The organism is Brevundimonas sp., assembly GCF_041648055.1.
GTDB lineage: Bacteria > Pseudomonadota > Alphaproteobacteria > Caulobacterales > Caulobacteraceae > Brevundimonas.
Genome location: NZ_JBAZPS010000001.1, coordinates 1,091,677 through 1,109,773, shown reverse-complemented (window position 1 = coordinate 1,109,773; position 18,097 = coordinate 1,091,677). Strand labels below are relative to the sequence as shown.

General features: G+C 67.8%; 11 protein-coding genes and 1 riboswitch. Of the genes, 4 read left to right on the top strand and 7 right to left on the bottom strand.

Features of this window, described 5'->3' with window-relative positions; genetic code table 11:
* Positions 1-15: 15 nt before the first annotated feature.
* The 5 genes from WC585_RS05455 to WC585_RS05435 all read right to left on the bottom strand — a co-directional run bounded on the left by WC585_RS05455 (position 16) and on the right by WC585_RS05435 (position 7,527).
* Entirely contained in the window at positions 16-2,868 is a 2,853-nt protein-coding gene (locus WC585_RS05455) for a M16 family metallopeptidase (protein WP_373256556.1), read from the bottom strand.
* An 81-nt stretch (positions 2,869-2,949) separates the two neighbouring features.
* Positions 2,950-3,837 carry a hydrogen peroxide-inducible genes activator gene (locus tag WC585_RS05450; protein WP_373256804.1) on the bottom strand — a complete coding sequence of 296 codons (888 nt, stop codon included), beginning with the start codon at positions 3,835-3,837 and terminating at the stop codon, positions 2,950-2,952.
* Between the two features lie 94 nt (positions 3,838-3,931).
* On the bottom strand, positions 3,932-6,118 hold the full coding sequence (katG, locus tag WC585_RS05445) for a catalase/peroxidase HPI (protein ID WP_373256803.1): 2,187 nt from the start codon (positions 6,116-6,118) through the stop codon (positions 3,932-3,934).
* Positions 6,119-6,276: 158 nt separating this feature from the next.
* Positions 6,277-6,663, bottom strand: a complete 387-nt coding sequence (locus WC585_RS05440; RefSeq protein WP_373256555.1) for a hypothetical protein — start codon at positions 6,661-6,663, stop codon at positions 6,277-6,279.
* Between the two features lie 87 nt (positions 6,664-6,750).
* Entirely contained in the window at positions 6,751-7,527 is a 777-nt protein-coding gene (locus WC585_RS05435) for an EcsC family protein (RefSeq protein WP_373256554.1), read from the bottom strand.
* A gap of 110 nt (positions 7,528-7,637) precedes the next feature.
* Here WC585_RS05435 and mdh point away from each other — a divergent pair, with 110 nt between their 5' ends.
* On the top strand, positions 7,638-8,600 hold the full coding sequence (gene mdh, locus WC585_RS05430; RefSeq protein WP_373256552.1) for a malate dehydrogenase: 963 nt from the start codon (positions 7,638-7,640) through the stop codon (positions 8,598-8,600).
* 229 nt (positions 8,601-8,829) lie between these two features.
* Positions 8,830-9,723, top strand: a complete 894-nt coding sequence (locus WC585_RS05425; protein ID WP_373256550.1) for an aldo/keto reductase — start codon at positions 8,830-8,832, stop codon at positions 9,721-9,723.
* On the opposite strand, the gene WC585_RS05420 is transcribed toward WC585_RS05425, so the two are convergent.
* Together WC585_RS05420 and WC585_RS05415 are read right to left on the bottom strand one after the other, a co-directional pair.
* Positions 9,707-11,536, bottom strand: a complete 1,830-nt coding sequence (locus WC585_RS05420; RefSeq protein WP_373256549.1) for a TonB-dependent receptor plug domain-containing protein — start codon at positions 11,534-11,536, stop codon at positions 9,707-9,709. The two genes, WC585_RS05425 and WC585_RS05420, sit on opposite strands and share 17 nt — an antisense overlap.
* Positions 11,537-11,724: 188 nt before the next feature.
* Positions 11,725-11,936, bottom strand: a riboswitch (cobalamin riboswitch).
* Between the two features lie 48 nt (positions 11,937-11,984).
* On the bottom strand, positions 11,985-12,611 hold the full coding sequence (locus WC585_RS05415; RefSeq protein WP_373256548.1) for a DUF4328 domain-containing protein: 627 nt from the start codon (positions 12,609-12,611) through the stop codon (positions 11,985-11,987).
* Positions 12,612-12,702: 91 nt separating this feature from the next.
* Between WC585_RS05415 and mutS the strand changes: the two genes are divergently transcribed.
* Complete coding sequence (gene mutS, locus WC585_RS05410) at positions 12,703-15,408, top strand: DNA mismatch repair protein MutS (RefSeq protein ID WP_373256547.1); 2,706 nt, start codon at positions 12,703-12,705, stop codon at positions 15,406-15,408.
* Positions 15,405-18,092 (top strand): [protein-PII] uridylyltransferase, encoded by a 2,688-nt coding sequence (gene glnD / locus WC585_RS05405; RefSeq protein WP_373256545.1) that lies wholly within the window; start codon positions 15,405-15,407, stop codon positions 18,090-18,092. The genes mutS and glnD overlap by 4 nt, the downstream gene beginning before the upstream one ends.
* Positions 18,093-18,097 lie beyond the last annotated feature (5 nt).

The window sequence follows — 18,097 nt, the reverse complement described above, 5'->3', positions numbered from 1 at the left end:
TTCCGGCAAGTGAATCTACTTCAAGGCCGCTGCGTCGAGGTTCAGGTCTGTCAGCGGGATGACCTCGACATTGGGGTATTTCGCCCGCAGCGCCTCGATGAACTGGGCCGCGTCACCGACGATGACCAGGCTGGCCCGGTCGACAGGGAGATGCTCGGCGAAGGCCGCCTGCATGGCCGGTCCATCCACCGCCTCCACACTGGCGGCATAGGTGGCCAGTTCGCTCATGGGGATGTCGTAGAGCGCCAGGCCGGCAACGGCCCCGCCCAGACCATCGACCGTTTCCAGCGATTGGCCGAAGGCCCCGGTCAGGATGGCGCGGCGGGTGGTCAGTTCGCTCTCGGTCGGCTGGGTCGCGCCCAGACGGCGCACCTCTTCCAGGATCAGGTCCGCGACCTCGACGGCCGCGTCGTTGCGCGTCTGGGCCGAGGCTGTGAACAGGCCATCGTCCCGGCGAACGCCGAGCGAAGATCGCGTGCCATAGCTCAGACCCCGCTTGATGCGGATTTCCTGGTTCAGCCTCGAGGTAAAGCTGCCGCCCAGCAGGGTGTTTCCGACCGTCAGCGGGAAATAGGCTTCGTGGGACCGGGGCACGCTGCGCAGGGCGACGGTGACGGCGGCCTGACCGGCTCCGGGCTGGTCGATGACCACGACGCGCGGGGCCAGCGGAGCCCCGGCCGGATCAACGGCGGGGCTGGCGGCCTGCGCCGGTTCGGCCCAGTCGCCGAAGGCCTGCTGGGCCAGGGCCCGGGCCGCATCAGGGGTGATGTCTCCCGAGAAGACCAGGGTCGCCTCTGACGGGCGATATCGGGCGGCATGGAAGGCGGCGATATCGGCGCGCGACAGGCCGGCGACGGTGGTCAGGGTGCCCCCGCCAGGTGCGCCATAGGCCGCATCGCCGTAGACGACCCGTCCTGCCGCCTGGCCGGCGACGGGACCGGGTGTGGACAGGGCGATCCTCAGCCCGTCCAGGGTCTGGGTGCGCTGGCGCTCCAGTTCCTCGTCGGCAAAGGTCGGATTGCGCACCAGATCGGCCATCAGGGCCACGGTCTGGGGGAAGACGTCCGAGGGGGCATTGGCAAAGACATTGGTGAAGTCGGGCCCGGCCCCGGCTCCGACCGATGCCCCCAGAGCTTCGATCTGGGTGGCGATCTCGGGAGCCGAGCGGCTGGCCGTGCCCTGGGTGAGCAAGGCGGCCGTCATGGACGCGAGCCCGGCCTTTCCAGCCTCATCATCCGCCGATCCGGCATCAAAGCTCAGACGCGCCGAGACCAGCGGCAGGCCCGCTTTGGGTGCGACCAGCACGCGCAGGCCGTTGTCCAGGCGGAAATCGGCGACCGTCGGCGTTGTCGGCGAGACTGCGTCGGTCACCTCCGGCATGGGGGCGCGCTCCGCCTCTGGCAGCAGGGTGAACAACCGGCCGACCGGGGCCAGATCCGCGACCTTGACCGGCGCGTCGACGTTCAGCGTCTGCTGGGAGGTCGGGTTGGCGTCATCTGCGGCCAGATAACGGATGGTGATCGACCGCTCCGGCGTCAGATAGCGGTTGGCGACTCGCTGGATGTCGGCGGCGGTCACGGCCTGGATGGCGGCGATCTCCCGGTCGGCGTAGGCGGCGTCATTGCCGTTGATCAGGGCGAAGCCCAGCACGACGGCGCGGTCGTCGATGGTTTCGCGGCTGCGCAGGGCACTGGCGACTAGCTCGTTCTTGGCCTCGGCCAGTTCGGCGTCGGTGACCGGTGCGTCGCGGAAACGGGCGATCTCGGCGGTCAGGGCGGCAATGCCTTCGTCGGGCGTCTTGCCGCCGGCCAGGATGGAATAGGCGTACAGGGCCCCCGCCTGCTGAGAGAAGTCTGCGCTGGAGCCGATCGAGGCGGCGACCTGCTGATCGTAGACCAGTGACCGGTACAGACGGCTGCTTTCGCCCGTCGACAGGATACCGTCCAGCACCGTCAGCGCCGCCCGGTCCTCGCCGACATAGGGGATGGTCGGATAGGCCAGCACGACCGCAGGCAGAGGCACGTTCGGCGCATGGAAGGTCGCCTCGCGCGGGCCGGTCGGTTCCGGCTCCATGACGTCATTGACCGGCAGCGGACGGTCCGGATTCTGGATCGGGGCCATGTACTGGTCGATCCAGCCGTTCAGCTGGCTCTCGTTGAAATTGCCCGCCACGATCAGGATGGCATTGTCGGGCCGGTAGTAGGTGGCGTGGAACCGGCGGACATCCTCGATCGTCGCCGCATCCAGGTCCTCGATCGAACCGATGGTGGTCCGGCGATAGGGATGCTCCTGATAGATGGTTTGCGGCAGGAAGACGCTGAACAGACGGCCATAGGGACTGGCCAGGACGCCCTGGCGGTACTCCTCCTTGACCACGTCGCGCTCGCTCTCGAACACGTCCTCGTTGACCACCAGCGAGCCAAGGCGGCTGGACTCGGCGAAGATCAGCCGCTCCAGATGGTTGGCCGGAATGGTCTCGAAATAGGCGGTCACGTCGTCGCTGGTGAAGGCGTTGTTGTTGCCGCCGACGTCCTCGGTCAGGCGGTCGAACGTCTCGTCCGGGAAATCCTTGGTCGCCTTGAACATCAGATGTTCGAACAGGTGGGCAAAGCCCGACCGGTTGGCTGGATCGTCCTTGGACCCGACCCGGTACCAGACCTGGACCGTGACGTTCGATGTCGAGGTGTCGCGCGCCGTATAGACCTCCATGCCGTTGGCCAGGGTCCGCTTGGCGAAGCCAAGCGGCGGCACTGTGATGCCTGCGGGTGCCGAGGTGGTGACCGCATCCTGCGCCATCGCTGGCGAGGCGGCGGGCAGGCCCATCAGCAGGGCGGCGGCGCAGGCGGTCAGGATCAGGCGGGACTTCATGGGGCGGCTCCGAGCGCCCGGACGGCGGGCGAGCGGACCCTAACAGCGCCGGATGCGAGCGCACCTTACAGAGTTGTAATCTCAGTCCAGGGTCAGGGCCTCGGCCAGCAGCCGGGCCTCGGCGGCGCGGCTGGAGCCGTGGCGCCAGGCGACCACAATTTCCCGCCTGGGGGCCTTGGCCGAAATCTGGCGCACGACCACGCCGGGCATGTCGGCCAGACCGGCCCGCACGGCCATTTCGGGCAGGAAGCTGACGCCCAGTCCCGAAGACACCATCTGCACCAGGGTGTGCAGGCTGGTGGCGGCAAAGACGTCGTCACCCTTGGGCGGGTCGATGTCGAAGGCGGCCAGGGCCTGATCGCGCAGGCAGTGGCCATCCTCCAGCAGGATCAGGTCCTCGGCCTTGAGGGAGCCCGCCGGGATGGGACCCGTGCCGGCCAGGGCATGACCGACCGGCGCAGCGGCCAGGATCTCGTCATCGCCGATGCGGGCATGGTCGATGCCGGCTGCCGTATAAGGCAGGGCGATGACGGCGGCGTCCAGTTGGCCCGCCTTCAGCGCCGCGATCAGCCGGGGTGTGAGGTCCTCACGGATGAACAGACGCAGGGCCGGATAGGCGACTTTCAATCCCGGCAGCTTGGCGGGCAGCAGGAACGGCGCGACGGTCGGAATGACGCCCAGCCGGAACCGGCCAGACAGGGGCTTGCCCGCATTCTTCGCCGCCTCGACCAGATCTTCCGTGCGGGCCAGGACATCTTCGGCCCGGCGCACGGCCTCGACCCCGACGGCGGTCAGCTGGACATTGCCGCGTGTCCGCTCGACAACGGCGGCCCCCAGGATCTTCTCAAGCTCCTGCACCCCAGCCGACAGGGCCGGCTGGCTGACATGGGCCGCCTCCGCTGCCCGGCTGAACGAAGCGTGTTCGGCGAGGAGTTTCAGATACTGGAGCTGTCGCAGGGTCGGGAGCATGCGCGCGACATAGGCTGTCGCTATCGACATGGCAAAATCAATCGGAAGGGCTTGGCCCTCTTCGCTGCATAGCGAGGAGGGCCAGCATTACGGATCAGGCCGCGACCTTTTCCGCGTGGACCGCGCGCTTGCGGATGTCGTAGCGGTCGTTCTCCATGACCTGGACCCAGGCCTTGACGAAGTCGCGCACAAACTTCTCGCCCGCATCGGCAGAGGCATAGACCTCGGCCAGGGCACGCAGCTGGGAGTTGGCGCCGAACACCAGATCGGTGCGGGTGGCGGTCCAGCGCTGCTCGCCCGTGTCGCGGTCCGTTCCGACGAACGTCTCGTCGGAGTGGTCGTCGACCTGTTTCCAGGCCGTGCGCATGTCCAGCAGATTGACGAAGAAGTCGTTCGTCAGCTGGCCCGGACGGTCGGTCAGAACACCATTCTCGGATGCGCCATGGTTGGCCCCCAGGACCCGCAGGCCCCCGACCAGCACCAGCATCTGCGGTGCGGTCAGGCCCAGCAGCTGCGCCCGGTCGACCAGCAGTTCTTCCGTTGGAACGTTGAACTGCACCTGCAGATAGTTGCGGAAACCATCGGCGCGGGGCTCCAGCACCTTGAAGCTGTCGGCATCGGTCTGTTCGGCCGAGGCATCGGTGCGGCCCGGCGTGAAGGGCACGGCGATGTCGTGACCGGCAGCCTTGATCGCCTGTTCGACCCCGACGGAGCCGCCCAGAACGATCAGGTCGGCGATGGAGACGTTCAGGCCGGACGAGGCCTTGATGCCTTCATAGACCTGCAGGACCTTCGCCAGCTTGTGCGGCTCGTTGACGTCCCAGCTGCGCTGCGGCTCCAGACGGATGCGCCCGCCATTGGCGCCGCCGCGATGGTCGGACCCACGCCAGGTGGCGGCGGAGGCCCAGGCCGTGCGGACCAGATCGGCGATCGACAGGCCCGACGAGTCGATATGCCCCTTCAGCGTATCGATATCGGCGTCGGTCAGTTTGGGACCGGTATGGGGCGGGATCGGGTCCTGCCAGATCAGTTCCTCGGTCGGAACCTCCGGGCCCTGGTAGCGGATGATCGGGCCCATATCGCGGTGGCAAAGCTTGAACCAGGCGCGGGCGAACTGGTCGCCGAAATAGGCCGGGTCGGCGCGGAACGCCTCCATGATCTTGCGGTATTCCGGATCGACCTTGAACGCCATGTCGGCCGTGGTCATCATGGTCGGCACCTTCTTGCCCGGCGTATGGGCGGCAGGGGCCAGGGTCTCTTCCGGATTGCCGACGGGCTGCCACTGCTTGGCCCCGGCGGGCGAGCGGACCAACTCGTACTCGTGGTCCAGCAGCATGTCGAAATAGGTCATGTCCCAGGTGATCGGCGTGGGCGTCCAGGCCCCCTCGATGCCCGAGGTGATGGTGTGGTCGCCCATGCCGCTCTCGTGACCGGAGACCCAGCCCAGACCCTGCTGGGCGATGTCGGCCCCCTCGGGGCTGATGCCGACCTTGGAGGCGTCGCCATTGCCGTGGGCCTTGCCGAAGGTGTGACCCCCGGCGGTCAGGGCGGCGGTCTCGACGTCGTTCATGCCCATGCGGGCAAAGGTCTCGCGGATGTCGCGGGCCGACTGCAGGGCTTCGGGCACACCGCCAGGACCTTCGGGGTTCACATAGATCAGGCCCATCTGGATTGCGGCCAGCGGGTCTTCCAGCGCCATCTCCTTGTCAGGCTGGATGCGAGTCTCATTGCCCTCTTCGCCGACCCATTTCTCTTCGGTACCCCAGTAGACGTCCTTCTCGGGCTCCCAGACGTCGGCGCGGCCACCGCCGAAGCCGAACACAGGCCCGCCCATCGACTCGATGGCGACATTGCCGGCCAGGATGAACAGGTCGGCCCAGCTCAGCTTGGCCCCATACTTCTGCTTGATCGGCCACAGCAGACGACGCGCCTTGTCCAGGTTGCCGTTGTCCGGCCAGGAGTTCAGCGGTGCGAAACGCTGCTGGCCCGCGCCCGCGCCGCCGCGCCCGTCGCCGGTCCGGTAGGTACCCGCCGAGTGCCAAGCCATGCGGATGAAGAAGGGACCATAGTGGCCATAGTCCGCCGGCCACCATGGCTGGCTGTCGGTCATCAGGGCCGTCAGGTCGCGCTTGACCGCGTCGTAATCCAGGGTGTTGAACGCCTCGGCATAGCTGAAGCCGTCGCCCATCGGGTCGCCGGTCTTGCCCTGCTGGTGCAGGATATCGACCGCCAGATGGTTGGGCCACCAGTCGCGGTTGGTGCGACCCAAAAGGCTGCGCATCGCGCCTTTTTCCTTCTTGGGGTCGCTCAGGGGCGAGGGTCCGCCAGCGTTTCCGTCCATGATTCAGCTCCCGTGGATTATGGTTGTAGAGCCAGCCTATGCCCACAATGACGACAGGCAAAATCAATAAGTTTTGAGTTTGGAAACAACTGAAGTTATCAAGGTGCGGGGCAGGGATATTGACGGCGCATGATCTCGCGGATGCCGTCGGTAATGGTCATCCTGCGCCGCTGTGGTTCGGGGATGGCTTTCAGCCTGCGGAGCACATCTTCGGAGTCGAACGAGAAACCGTCCATCGGAATGCAGGTCTGGCTCGGTCGGTTCGCCTGCTGGGCGCGATACTGCTCGGTCAGGACGGCCGAAATGCCGGCCTCTCCTTCACGCTTCAACCGGCGATAATCGGAACGCAGGAGCGCTGTGACGTTGCGTGGAATGCGGTCGGCCGTCGCGATGAATTCATTGAGCGGCATGGTCTGGGCGGACACGACCCCGGGCCACAATCCGAGAGCGATTGCCGCCATGCTCAGCATCAGAATGCGCCTCATCGACTCTCCCCCGGTCACAGTTCTTGAAAAGTCCCCGCCGAACTCTTGGATCAATCCACGCAGATTAATCCAGCCTCCAGACCTGATTCATGCCGCCTCCGCCATCCAGCGCATGCGGCAGGCCATGATGGCCGTTTCGCCCAGCCGCTCGACCAGCCGCCAGTTGACCACAGCCCCGATCGGCGCACCGACGACGGGGATCAGCTGGGCCATCTTGGCCAGGTCGATATGGTCGCGGTACTCGATCTGGAAGGTTCGCCAATCGTAGTCGGTGATGGCCTGGGGCTGATCGACCTCGGCGATCCAGCGCTCCAGATCGGCCAGGGCCTCGGGTCGCCGCCGGGCGCTGGCGAAGGCCAGATGGAAGATGTGCAGGACGAAGAGCCGCTCTCTCAGAGACCCGCCGCCCCAGCCATAGGCCGCCACGATGTCGGCCAGCATCCGTACCTTGATCGCCATCAGGGCCGGAAAGTCCGCTGCGGCCAGGACGAAACCGCCCGCGCCCGCGACCCCGCCTTCGACACTGGCGGTGTTGCGATAGACCTTGATGGCGGCACGGGCCTTCAGTTCGGACGCAGCCAGCGACTCGCGCGGACCGGGCTTGGCCTGCAGGACGTCGGAGCCGAACAATATCCCCTTGGTCATCGCCTCGACCCCGGCCGTGATGACCTGATGCACGCGCTCGGGGATGATCCTGTTGATCCGGTCCTGGGTGCCGCGCGTGGCCTTGTCCCACAGGCCGGGGCGTTTCAGGACGCGGGTCCGCCAGGCCGCGACCTCGGTCCGCACCGTGGTTTCGTCCACGACGGTGACCAGGCCGTCGGGGGTGTCCTTGGCGGCGATCATTTCCTGTCCAGCGGTCATCAGGCCCTCCGGTGACGCGGGGTTACGGTTGCAGGCGAATGCGGCTGGGTCTAGACGCCGCCCGACAGCGGTGCAGTCGCCGCCTCACCTTTTCCTCCCGGAGATACTCAATGGCTCGCGCGAAGATCGCCCTTATCGGCGCCGGAATGATCGGCGGAACCCTGGCTCACGTGGCCGCGCGCGAAGCGCTGGGCGACGTCATCCTGTTCGACATCGCCGAGGGTACGCCCCAGGGCAAGGCGCTGGATATCGCCGAGGCCACCGCCGTGATCGGCACCGACGTCACGCTGAAAGGTGCCAATGACTATGCCGACATCGCGGGGGCCGACGTCTGCATCGTCACCGCCGGCGTGCCGCGCAAGCCGGGCATGAGCCGCGACGACCTGATCGGCATCAATCTGAAGGTCATGAAGGCCGTGGGTGAAGGCATCAAGGCGCACGCCCCGAACGCCTTCGTCATCTGTATCACCAATCCGCTCGACGCCATGGTCTGGGCCCTGCAGAAATTCTCCGGCCTGCCCAAGGAGAAGGTCATCGGCATGGCCGGTGTGCTGGACAGCGCCCGCTTCGCCTATTTCCTGGCCGAGAAGACCGGCGTGTCGATCCAGGACATTCACGCCTGGACCCTGGGCGGTCACGGCGACGACATGGTGCCGATGGTGCGCCACTCGACTGTCGGCGGTCTGCCCCTGCCCGACGCGGTCGCGGCCGGCATGCTGAGCCAGGGCGACCTGGACGCCATCGTAGATCGCACCCGCAAGGGCGGCGGCGAGATCGTCGCCCTGCTCAAGACCGGCTCGGCCTTCTATGCCCCGGCCGAAAGCGCCATCGCCATGGCCCGCTCGTACCTGCTGGACCAGAAACGCGTCCTGCCCTGCGCCGTCTGGCTGTCGGGTGAATACGGCCTGTCCGACCTCTATGTCGGCGTGCCCGCCCTGATCGGTGCCGGAGGCGTCGAAAAGGTCATCGAGTTCAGCACGAACGACGACGAAAAGGCGATGTTCAAGAAGTCGGTCGAGTCGGTCCAGGGCCTGATCCAGGCCTGCAAGGACATCGATTCTTCGCTCGCCTAAGAGGCGAGCTGGGGCGCTATCGCTCACGACGCGGTCGCTCGCTGCTTGAGCGCGATCACAAGCGAATGCGCTCAAGAAGTGAGCCGCCGCGCGGCGAGCGGTAGCGCCACAACAATGAGGCTGCAGGTTCGCCTGCAGCCTTTTTTTGCTGGCAACCAATGTTCACCCGGTAACCATCAGGCAAGGCTTTGCCAATCTCGCCTTAAACTTTTGGGTTCAGGGTCCGTAGGTGATCCCGAATCGTGCGCCCTCTCCGATCGACAAACTGGCGATCGCCGTCGTGCATCAGCCCGAGCGCGCGCAGCCTGCGCCCTCGGGTGCGCGCGAGGACGCCCTGCGTTTCCTGCTTCAGACCGCCGCCGATGCGAAGATCCAGAAGGTCGCCACCCGGCCCGAAGGCGACGGAGAGCGATGGCTGGGTCAGGCCTGGCCGTTTCCCTCGCCGTTTCAGGTCACCGTCCGCACCATGCCCATTTCCGACGGCGTGGACCGGATCGAGGCGCGGGCGCGTCGCTCTCTGGAGCGTCTGGGTCTGCCGCGCGGCGATGCCCTGCTGATCTCCAGCGCCGCCGACCTGGCCGGCGCCGAGGGTCGCGCCCTGTGGGATCGTCTGTCGGCGCTGAAGGATCGCGGCCTGTTCAAGCGCATCGGCTTCTGCGCCACGGTCGAGGATGGCCCCGCCCTTCTGGCCCGGCGTTTCCAGCCCGACATCGTGCAACTGCCCGTCAACATGCTGGATCAGCGCGCGCACCGCACAGGCGTGCTGAGCGAACTGGCTGCGCTGGGAATCGAGGTCCATGCCTCGTCCGTCTTCGCCGACGGCCTTCTGTTCATGAGCGGTGACGCCCTGCCGACCGATATGGCGCGGCACAGCCATGCCCTGTCGCGCATTCGCCGCCGCCTGGCCGAGGCGCGGGTCGATCCGATGCAGGCGACCCTGGCCTATGCGCTGGGCTTGCCCGAACTGTCCGCCGTGGTCGCCAGTGTGGCCTCGGCCGCCGAACTGCGGGCCACCATCGCCGCCGCCCATGCGCCCGCACCGGCCCTGGACTGGGAAGCCCTGCAGCTGGAGCCGGCGACCATCGCCACCGGCCCCGCCGCCCGGATCAGTAGCGCAGCCTGATCCCCACATAGCCGGAGCGCCCCGGCTCGCCATAACCCAGCACCTGCTGATATTGCTCGTCCGCCAGGTTCTCGACCCGCGCGGTCAGGGTGACCGCATCCGTCAGGGCATAGGCCGCGTTCAGATTGGCCGTGACGAAGCCTTCGCGGACGGCGGACGTGGCCGAGTTGGTGTCCGGCTCATCGTCCTCGGCCCGGATGGTCAAGGCACCCGACAGGCGATCACCGGTCCAGCCCAGCGTTACCGATCCCGCCTGTTCGGGCACCCGCGCCAGTGCGCGACCCGTGCTCTCGTCCGTCGCATCGGTCCAGGCATAGGCCAAGGTCAGCTCGAAGCCTCCGCCCAGGATCGCGCGACCCTCCAGCTCGACGCCGTCAGTCGCCGTTTCGGCAATGTTGACATAGTAGCTGTCGAAAGTGACCGGGTCGAAGATATAGGTGATCTGGTCCTCGACATTGAGACGATAGACGGTCGCGCGCCCCTCGGTACGGCCATCCGCCGAGCGCCAGCCGATGGCGGCCTCATAGCCCTCTGCCGTCTCTGGGCGCAGCTCGGGGAAGGGCTGGGAAGAGAAGCAGAAGTCGCAGACGGCCTGGCTGACCGAAGGGGCCTTGAAGCCGGTGCCGTAGGCTCCCGACAGGGTGAAGCCGGGACCGACATCCCAGGCGGCCGAGACCCGCCCGGTGGTCTTGGAGCCGAAGTCGTCCGTGTCGTCGAACCGAAGTCCGCCGGTGATGCTGAGAGCGCCCGTGACCTGATAACGCGCGGTGCCGAAGACCGAGTTGATCCCCAGACTGACGCTGTCGCCGGTCGAAATGCTGCCGGTGCTTTCTTCGCGTTCGGCACCGAAGGCATAGGTCGCCGCGCCGGTCTCGCCATTGGCCTGCCAGCGATAGGCCTGACGGTCGGCCTCGAAGACTGACCCGAAGGCGCTGAAGGTCTCGCGCTCGATGTCCGAGCCGGAGACACTGAACTGGTGTTTCAGGCCCAGGGCGTCGACGGTGGCGCGGACGACACCGGACCATTGCTCAGACTCTGACCGGTCGGCGTTGTCGGAGACCGGGAAGCCTTTGTCCAGATCGGCTTCGCTCTGTGACCAGCGGGCCGAACCGTCCAGCTTCACGCTCGGCGAGACGAGGTAACGGCCACGAACGCCGACGGTGGTGTTCTCGAAGCCGTCGGCTTCGGGATTACCGTTTGCCTCGTCGGCGACCGAAATCCCGTCGGTGTCGAAGCGAGAGACATAGCCGCCCAGTGCCCAGGTCTCGTTGGCGGTGCCGACGGCGAGACGACCGCGCATCGTGTCAAAGCTGCCGACCTCGGCCTCGGCGCGGACGCCGTCGATCTCGCGGGTGGTAAAGGCGATGACGCCGCCGATGGCGTCGGAACCCCAAAGCGACGACTGCGGCCCCGACAGCGCCTCGATGCGCTCGATATCGCCCAGATCGAAGCCTGAGACGTCATAGGCACCGTTCGGCTCTGCCGCGTCATTGACCGGTGCGCCATCGACCAGCACCAAGGTCTTGCCGGGCGTGGCTCCTCGCATCCGAACCTGAGCCACGCCGCCGAACGCGCCCGACCGCGTCACGGACAGCCCCGGCACATCGGCCAGGATATCGGCGGCAAAGACCGCGCCGCGCTGTTCGATGGTGGCGCGGTCGATGACGCGGGCTCCGGGCGTCTCGGCGACGATGGCCGGGATGCGGGTGGCCGTGACGACCACCTCTTCGAGTTCGGGCACCTCCTGGGACCAGGCAGGCGCGGACAGGCCGACCGCCACCAGGGCGGTCGAGAGGAATAGATAACGCTTCATGTGAGCGGCTCCGTATAGCCCCGGCGTCGCGCGCGACGGGACGATGAAAGCGACCAACCCGCACTGGACGCATCCAGCACGGCGCAGAGATCGGGTCGCTTCGACGGAACATCCCTGCTGATGTCAGCAGGGGGCAGGCCCCACGCCTCTGTCTGGTCCCGGACAGCGGACGAGCGACGGGGGCGGCCAGGTCTCCTGGCTTGCGGATCGAAGGCCAAACGCGGTGCGGGTCGAAGACCCGCGCTTAGCGCCTTTGGCCAGCAAAAATGCTGACTCCGCGTTCTCACCTTCCCAGTTGTCTTGACGACGCCCAGTGGTGCCGGGATTGCGCCCGGATCGAACGACGGACCTCCCCGCCTACAGTTGCGGGCACAGCCGCGGTGTCTGACCGCGTTCCCTTAACCGCCTGTCGTTGCGTATTGCAGGCGTTGTGACCTACGGCAAGGCTTCAGAACACCTCGGCCTGGAGCTGTGCCGTCTGGGCTTCGGTCACAGCCATCACGATGCGGCGGAACAGCAGGGCTGCAGCGATGCCGGCGAGACTGGCAATCACGCCCAGCACCGACGAGGTCATCAAGGTGGAGGGATCGTTGCCGGAAAAGGCGATGCGGGCGCTGATGTTGCCGACGATGCCCGAGATCAACCAGGCTGCCCACCACGGACCGAGCGGTAGATCTGTACCCGACCGGCGATTGGCGCGAACCATTTCAGCCATGGCCTTGTAGGGCTTCCACAGATTGGCGAACGGAATGAAGAACCAGCCGACGGCCCAAGGAGGCGGCGTCTCGAGTTTGCGACGATTGGCGCAGGTATTGGCGTTGGCGCGATAAATCCAGCGCGCCGCGATGACGACTGTCGTGAGATAGAGTCCGATGTGCACAAACGCGATCAATCCCGTCAGGCTCCATGTGTCTAAGGTCCGTTGGGACAGGGTGTCGAAGTTGCTTAATACGAATATGTCGGCAGCAGACCAGGCCCCCATGATGCCCTCGCCGATCGCCACGAACACCAGCCACCGCGCGGTGGTTGCGCCCAACAGATTGATCGGGCGAAAACGATACTGTGCTGATGTCATGTGGTCCCCCTGCCGACAGCAACCACATGTCCTGCTCGCCACGCAAGACGCTTGAGGCGATCCGCACAATCCGCCACCCTGTGGCGCTCCCATGAACGCTCCGCTCATTCATCCGCCGAAAGCCGATCCCGCGCCCTCCGTCCCCAATGCGGGGGAAGGGACAACGCCAGTCATGGCGCAATTCTTGGCGGCCAAGGCCAGCCAGCCGGATGCCATCGTCTTCTTCCGCATGGGCGACTTCTACGAGCTGTTCTTCAAGGATGCGGAGATCGCCTCCGCGGCGCTGGGCATCACCCTGACCAAGCGGGGCAAGCATCAGGGCGAGGACATTCCCATGGCCGGGGTGCCGGTCCATGCGCTGGACGGCTATCTGGCGCGCCTGATCCGTCAGGGGTTCAAGGCGGCCATCTGCGAACAGATGGAGGCGCCGTCGGAGGCCCGCAAACGCGGCTCCAAGGCCGTGGTCCACCGCGACATCGTGCGAGTAGTGACGCCCGGCACCCTGACCGAGGACAGTCTGCTGGACGCGCGCGGGGCCAACCGGCTGGCGGCCGTGGCGGTGCGCAAGGGCCGGGCGGCTGTGGCGGTGGTCGAGCTGTCGGCTGGCACAGTCGATGCCGTCGCCTGTGCGCTGGAGGATCTGGGCGCGACCCTGGCCTCGTTCCGGCCGTCCGAAGTGCTGGTGCCCGACCGCCTGTTTTCGGACGAGGCCACCAAGGATGCGTTGAACGGATCTGGCGGGGTGGTGCAGGCCCTGCCCCAGGCCTTGGCCGAGCCCGTCGGGGCGCGGGTGCGGATCGAGCGGCTGTACGGCGTCGCCTCGCTGGACGGGTTCGGGGCCTTTGAGGAGGCGGAGGTTTCGGCCCTGGGCCTGATCGCCGCCTATCTGGAGACGACCCAGGCGGGTCGGATTCCGGCCCTGACGCCGCCGCGCCGCTCGGGCGAGACCGGCTTTCTGGCCATTGACCCGGCCACCCGCCAGAGCCTGGAGATCGACCGCACCCAGCGCGGCGAGCGTGAGGGCTCGCTGCTGGCCTGTATCGACCGCACGGTGACCTCGGGCGGGGCGCGGGCCCTGGCCGAGCGGATCGCTCGGCCCCTGCGCGATCCGGTGGCGATCAATCACGGTCTGGACGCCGTCGAATGGCTGCTGGAGCGGCGCGATCTGCGGCGCGATCTGAGGGAGACCCTGCGCGCCTCCGCCGATGTGGCGCGGGCGACTTCGCGGCTGGTGCTGGGGCGGGGCGGGCCGCGCGATCTGGCTGCCGTGCGCACGGCCCTGGCCACCGCTGAGCGGATTGCGGGGCTGTTTCCGCTCGAGCGCGATCCGCTGACCGGCGCGCCCGCCCGCATCGCCGCCTGTCTGGACCGGCTCAGCCTGTCGCCCGACCTGGCCCGGTTGCAGATCGATCTGGCGGAGGGGCTGGTCGCCGAGCCGCCGCATCTGGCCCGCGACGGCGGCTTCGTGGCGCCCGGCTATCGCCCGGAACTGGAGGCGGCCCGCACCCTGCGCGATGACAGCCGCCGCGTCGTCGCCGATCTGGAAGCCAAGGCCGTGGCCGACAGTGGCGTGGCCTTCAAGATCAAGCATAATGCCGTTCTGGGCTATTTCCTGGAGACCAGCGCCAAGGCGGCCGAGCCGCTGCTGCGTCCGTCCGAGGCCAGCCCCTTCATCCATCGCCAGACCCTGGCCAATCAGGTCCGGTTCACCACCGTCGAACTGTCCGAACTGGACGCCAGGATCAGCCAGGCGGGCCACCGCGCCCTGGCCATCGAGGGCGAGACCTTCGAGGGCTGGCGGCGCACGGTGCAGGCGCTCGCCCTGCCGCTTCAGGACGTCGCCGAGGCCCTGGCCGAGCTGGACGCCCATGCCGCCCTGTCCGAGTGGGCGGAAGAAGTGGGCGCGGTTCGTCCCGTTGTGGACGACACCAGCTGTTTCGAGGTCACTGCCGGTCGCCATCCGGTGGTTGAGGTGGCGGTCAAGAAGTCAGGCGAACCTTACACGCCCAACGACTGCCGCCTGGATGGATCGGGAGCCGCCTGCGCCCGCCTGTCCATCGTCACCGGCCCGAACATGGCGGGTAAGTCGACCTTCCTGCGCCAGAATGCCCTGCTGGTCGTGCTGGCCCAGGCCGGGGCCTTCGTCCCCGCCCGCGCCATGCGGCTGGGCGTCGTCGACCGGCTGTTCAGCCGGGTCGGGGCGGGTGACGACCTGGCGCGCGGTCGCTCCACCTTCATGATGGAGATGGTCGAGACCGCCGCCATCCTGACCCAGGCGACGGAACGCAGCTTCGTGGTGCTGGACGAGATCGGGCGCGGCACCGCCACCTATGACGGCCTGGCCATCGCCTGGGCCGTCGCCGAGGCCCTGCACGACCGCAACCGCGCCCGGACGCTGTTCGCCACCCACTATCACGAGCTGGCCGGGCTGGAGACGCGTCTGGCCCATGTCTGCAACCTGTCCATGAAGGCGCGGGAGTGGAACGGCGAACTGGTCTTCCTGCACGAGGCCGCGCCGGGGGCCGCCGACCGCTCCTACGGCGTCCAGGTCGCCCGGCTCGCGGGCGTTCCTGCCGCCGTCGTCAGCCGCGCGCGCGAGGTGCTGGACCGGCTGGAGGGCGAAAAGGCGGCCGTCGGCAATCTATCGGACCTGCCGCTGTTTGCCGTCGCCGAGCCGCCCGCCCCGCCGCCCCCCTCCGTCGTCGAGGACGCGCTGAAGCGCATCGAGCCGGACGAGCTGTCGCCGCGCGAGGCTCTGGAGGCTCTGTATCGGCTGAAGGGTCTGGCGGGCCGGTGACCGAGCCCCTCGACGCGCGACTGGTCGAGGCGGCCGCTTCCTCAAGTGGCCCGACCGCCGTCGCTGCCATCCTGCGAGAAACCTGGGAGGCCGCGCGTGCTCGCGCGGGACGGCGTCTGGAAGCCGGCGGCGAGGGGGTCGAGGTGGCCCGGCTGTATTGTAGCGCCGCCGACGACCTTCTGACGGCCCTATGGCGGGTGACGACCGAGACGCTCTATCCCGCGCACAATCCGACTGCGGCCGAGCGACTGAGCCTGATCGCGGTCGGCGGCTATGGGCGCGGCGTCCTGGCCCCCTATTCGGACCTCGACCTGCTGTTCCTGCGTCCTTGGAAGTCCAGTCCGCGCACCGAGCAGGTGATCGAGTTCATGCTCCATATCCTGTGGGATCTGGGGGTTAAAGTCGGTCAGTCGGCGCGGTCGATCGATGAGGGCCTGTCGCTGGCCAAAAGCGACATGACCATCCGCACCACCCTTCTGGAGGCGCGCTATCTGGCCGGTGATGCGGCCCTGGCGCAGGAGTTCGAGCAGAAATTCCAGGCCCTGGTCGCCAGGGCCGACCCCCGCGCCTTCATCGCCGCCAAGCTGGAAGAACGCGACGTCCGCCACCAGAAGACCGGCGCCGTCCGCTATCGCGTCGAGCCCAACGTCAAGGACGGCAAGGGCGGCCTGCGCGACCTCAACACCCTGTTCTGGATCGCCCGCGCCCTGGCCCCCGAAAGCCCGCTGGGCGCGCGCGTGCTCGACGATCTTCTGACCGCACGAGAGCGCCGCACCTTCGAGGAGGCGTTCGACTTCCTGTGGCGCACGCGGGCGCATCTGCATCGGGTTGCGGGCCGGGCCGAGGAGAAGCTGACCTTCGACCTACAGCCCGAGGTCGCCCGCCGCATGGGCTGGCACGGACGGGGCGACGAACCGGCGGTCGAGCGGTTCATGCGCCGCTATTTCCTGAATGCGCGCGACGTGGGGGCCCTGACCCGCGCCATGTCGGCCAAGCTGGAGGCGCGGCACCAGAAACGAACGATGAGCCTGTCGCGGCTGATCCCCGGGCGTCGACGCAACCTCGGCGTCGAGGGCTTCATCGAGGAGGCCGGGCGGCTGTCGGTCACGGGGGCGGAGGTCTTCGCCCAGGCCCCGGAGAAGCTGCTCTATCTGTTTCGCGTGGCGGACCAGCACGATCTGGACCTGCATCCCGATGCCTTTTCGGCGGTGACGCGGTCCCTGTCGCTGGTCACGCCATCCCTGCGCCGCGACCCGGAGGCGACGCGGGCCTTCCTCGACATCCTGGCGCAGGGGCAGAGGCCTTACCGCGTCCTGACCCTGATGAACGAGACGGGCCTGCTGGGCCGCTTCCTGCCCGAATGGGGCCGGATCGTCGGCCAGACCCAGTTCAACATGTACCATGCCTATACGGTTGACGAGCACACGCTTCAGGCCATCGGCATCATCAACGACATCTGGCGCGGCAAGCTGAAGGCGGACCATCCGACGGCCACGGAGATTGTGCACCGCATCGACGATTTCGAGGCCCTGATGCTGGCCATGCTGCTGCATGACGTGGGCAAGGGCGGCGACCGGGGCCAGCTGGAAGACGGAGCCATCGCCGCCCGCCGGGCCTGCGACCGGCTGGGGCTCGACCCGCGCCGGACCGAGTTCGTGGTCTGGCTGGTCCTGAACCATCTGGCGCTCAGCGACTATGCCCAGAAGCGCGACGTCTCGGACCCCGCGACCGTGCGGGCCTTTGCCGATCTGGTCGGCGATCCGGAGCGGTTGCGCACCCTGCTGGTGCTGACCGTGGCCGATATCCGCGCCGTCGGGCCCGGCGTCTGGAACGAGTGGAAGGGCCAGCTTATGCGTGCCTTGTTCAAGCGTGCCGAGGCCGTGTTCCGGGGAGAGGATCTCAGTCGGGTGGAGCCGCTGGACGACCACGCCGAACTGATCGCCCGCGCCGGTGCCAGGGGTGCCGCCGCCGAAGCCCTGATGACCGCACCCGCGGCCGAGACTGATCGGGCTGCGACGCGGGTTGCCATCGCCGCGACTGACCGCTCCGGCCTTTTCGCGGATCTGGCCCGGGCCCTGGCTGAGGCGGGGGCGGACGTGGTCGGTGCGCGCGTCGCCACCGCCCCCGACGGCACGGCCCTGGATGTATTCGAGCTGCAGGACGGGGCCGGAGCGCCCTATGGCCAAGCCGAGCCGCGTCGTCTGACCCGCCTGATTGCAGCGCTGGAAGCGGCGGCGCTTGGCAAGGGTGGCGCCACCAGCCTGCCGACGCCCGCGCCCAACCCGCGCCGGGCCGCCTTCGACGTGCGTCCGACCGTGATCATCGATCTGGAGGAGACGCCGGGTGCGGCGGTGGTGGAGGTGTCCGGTGCCGACCGCCCCGGCCTGCTGGCTGATCTGGCCCGCACCCTGGCCGACCACCGCCTGTCGATCCGTTCAGCCCATATCGCGGGCTTCGGCGAGCGCGCGGTGGACGCCTTCTACGTCACGGACGGCAAGGGGCAGACGCCGAAAGCGGGGCGCGGACTGGAGCGGTTGCGCCGCGATCTGGAGGCGGTGCTGGATCGCCGCGACGCAGGCTCGGGTCGTGCTGCCACCGCCGTGCGCGCCTCACTGCGTGACGTCTCCGATTTCGGACCGCGTCGTCGGCAAAGACCGGTATCGCCGCGCCCGGAAGCGGGCTAATCGGC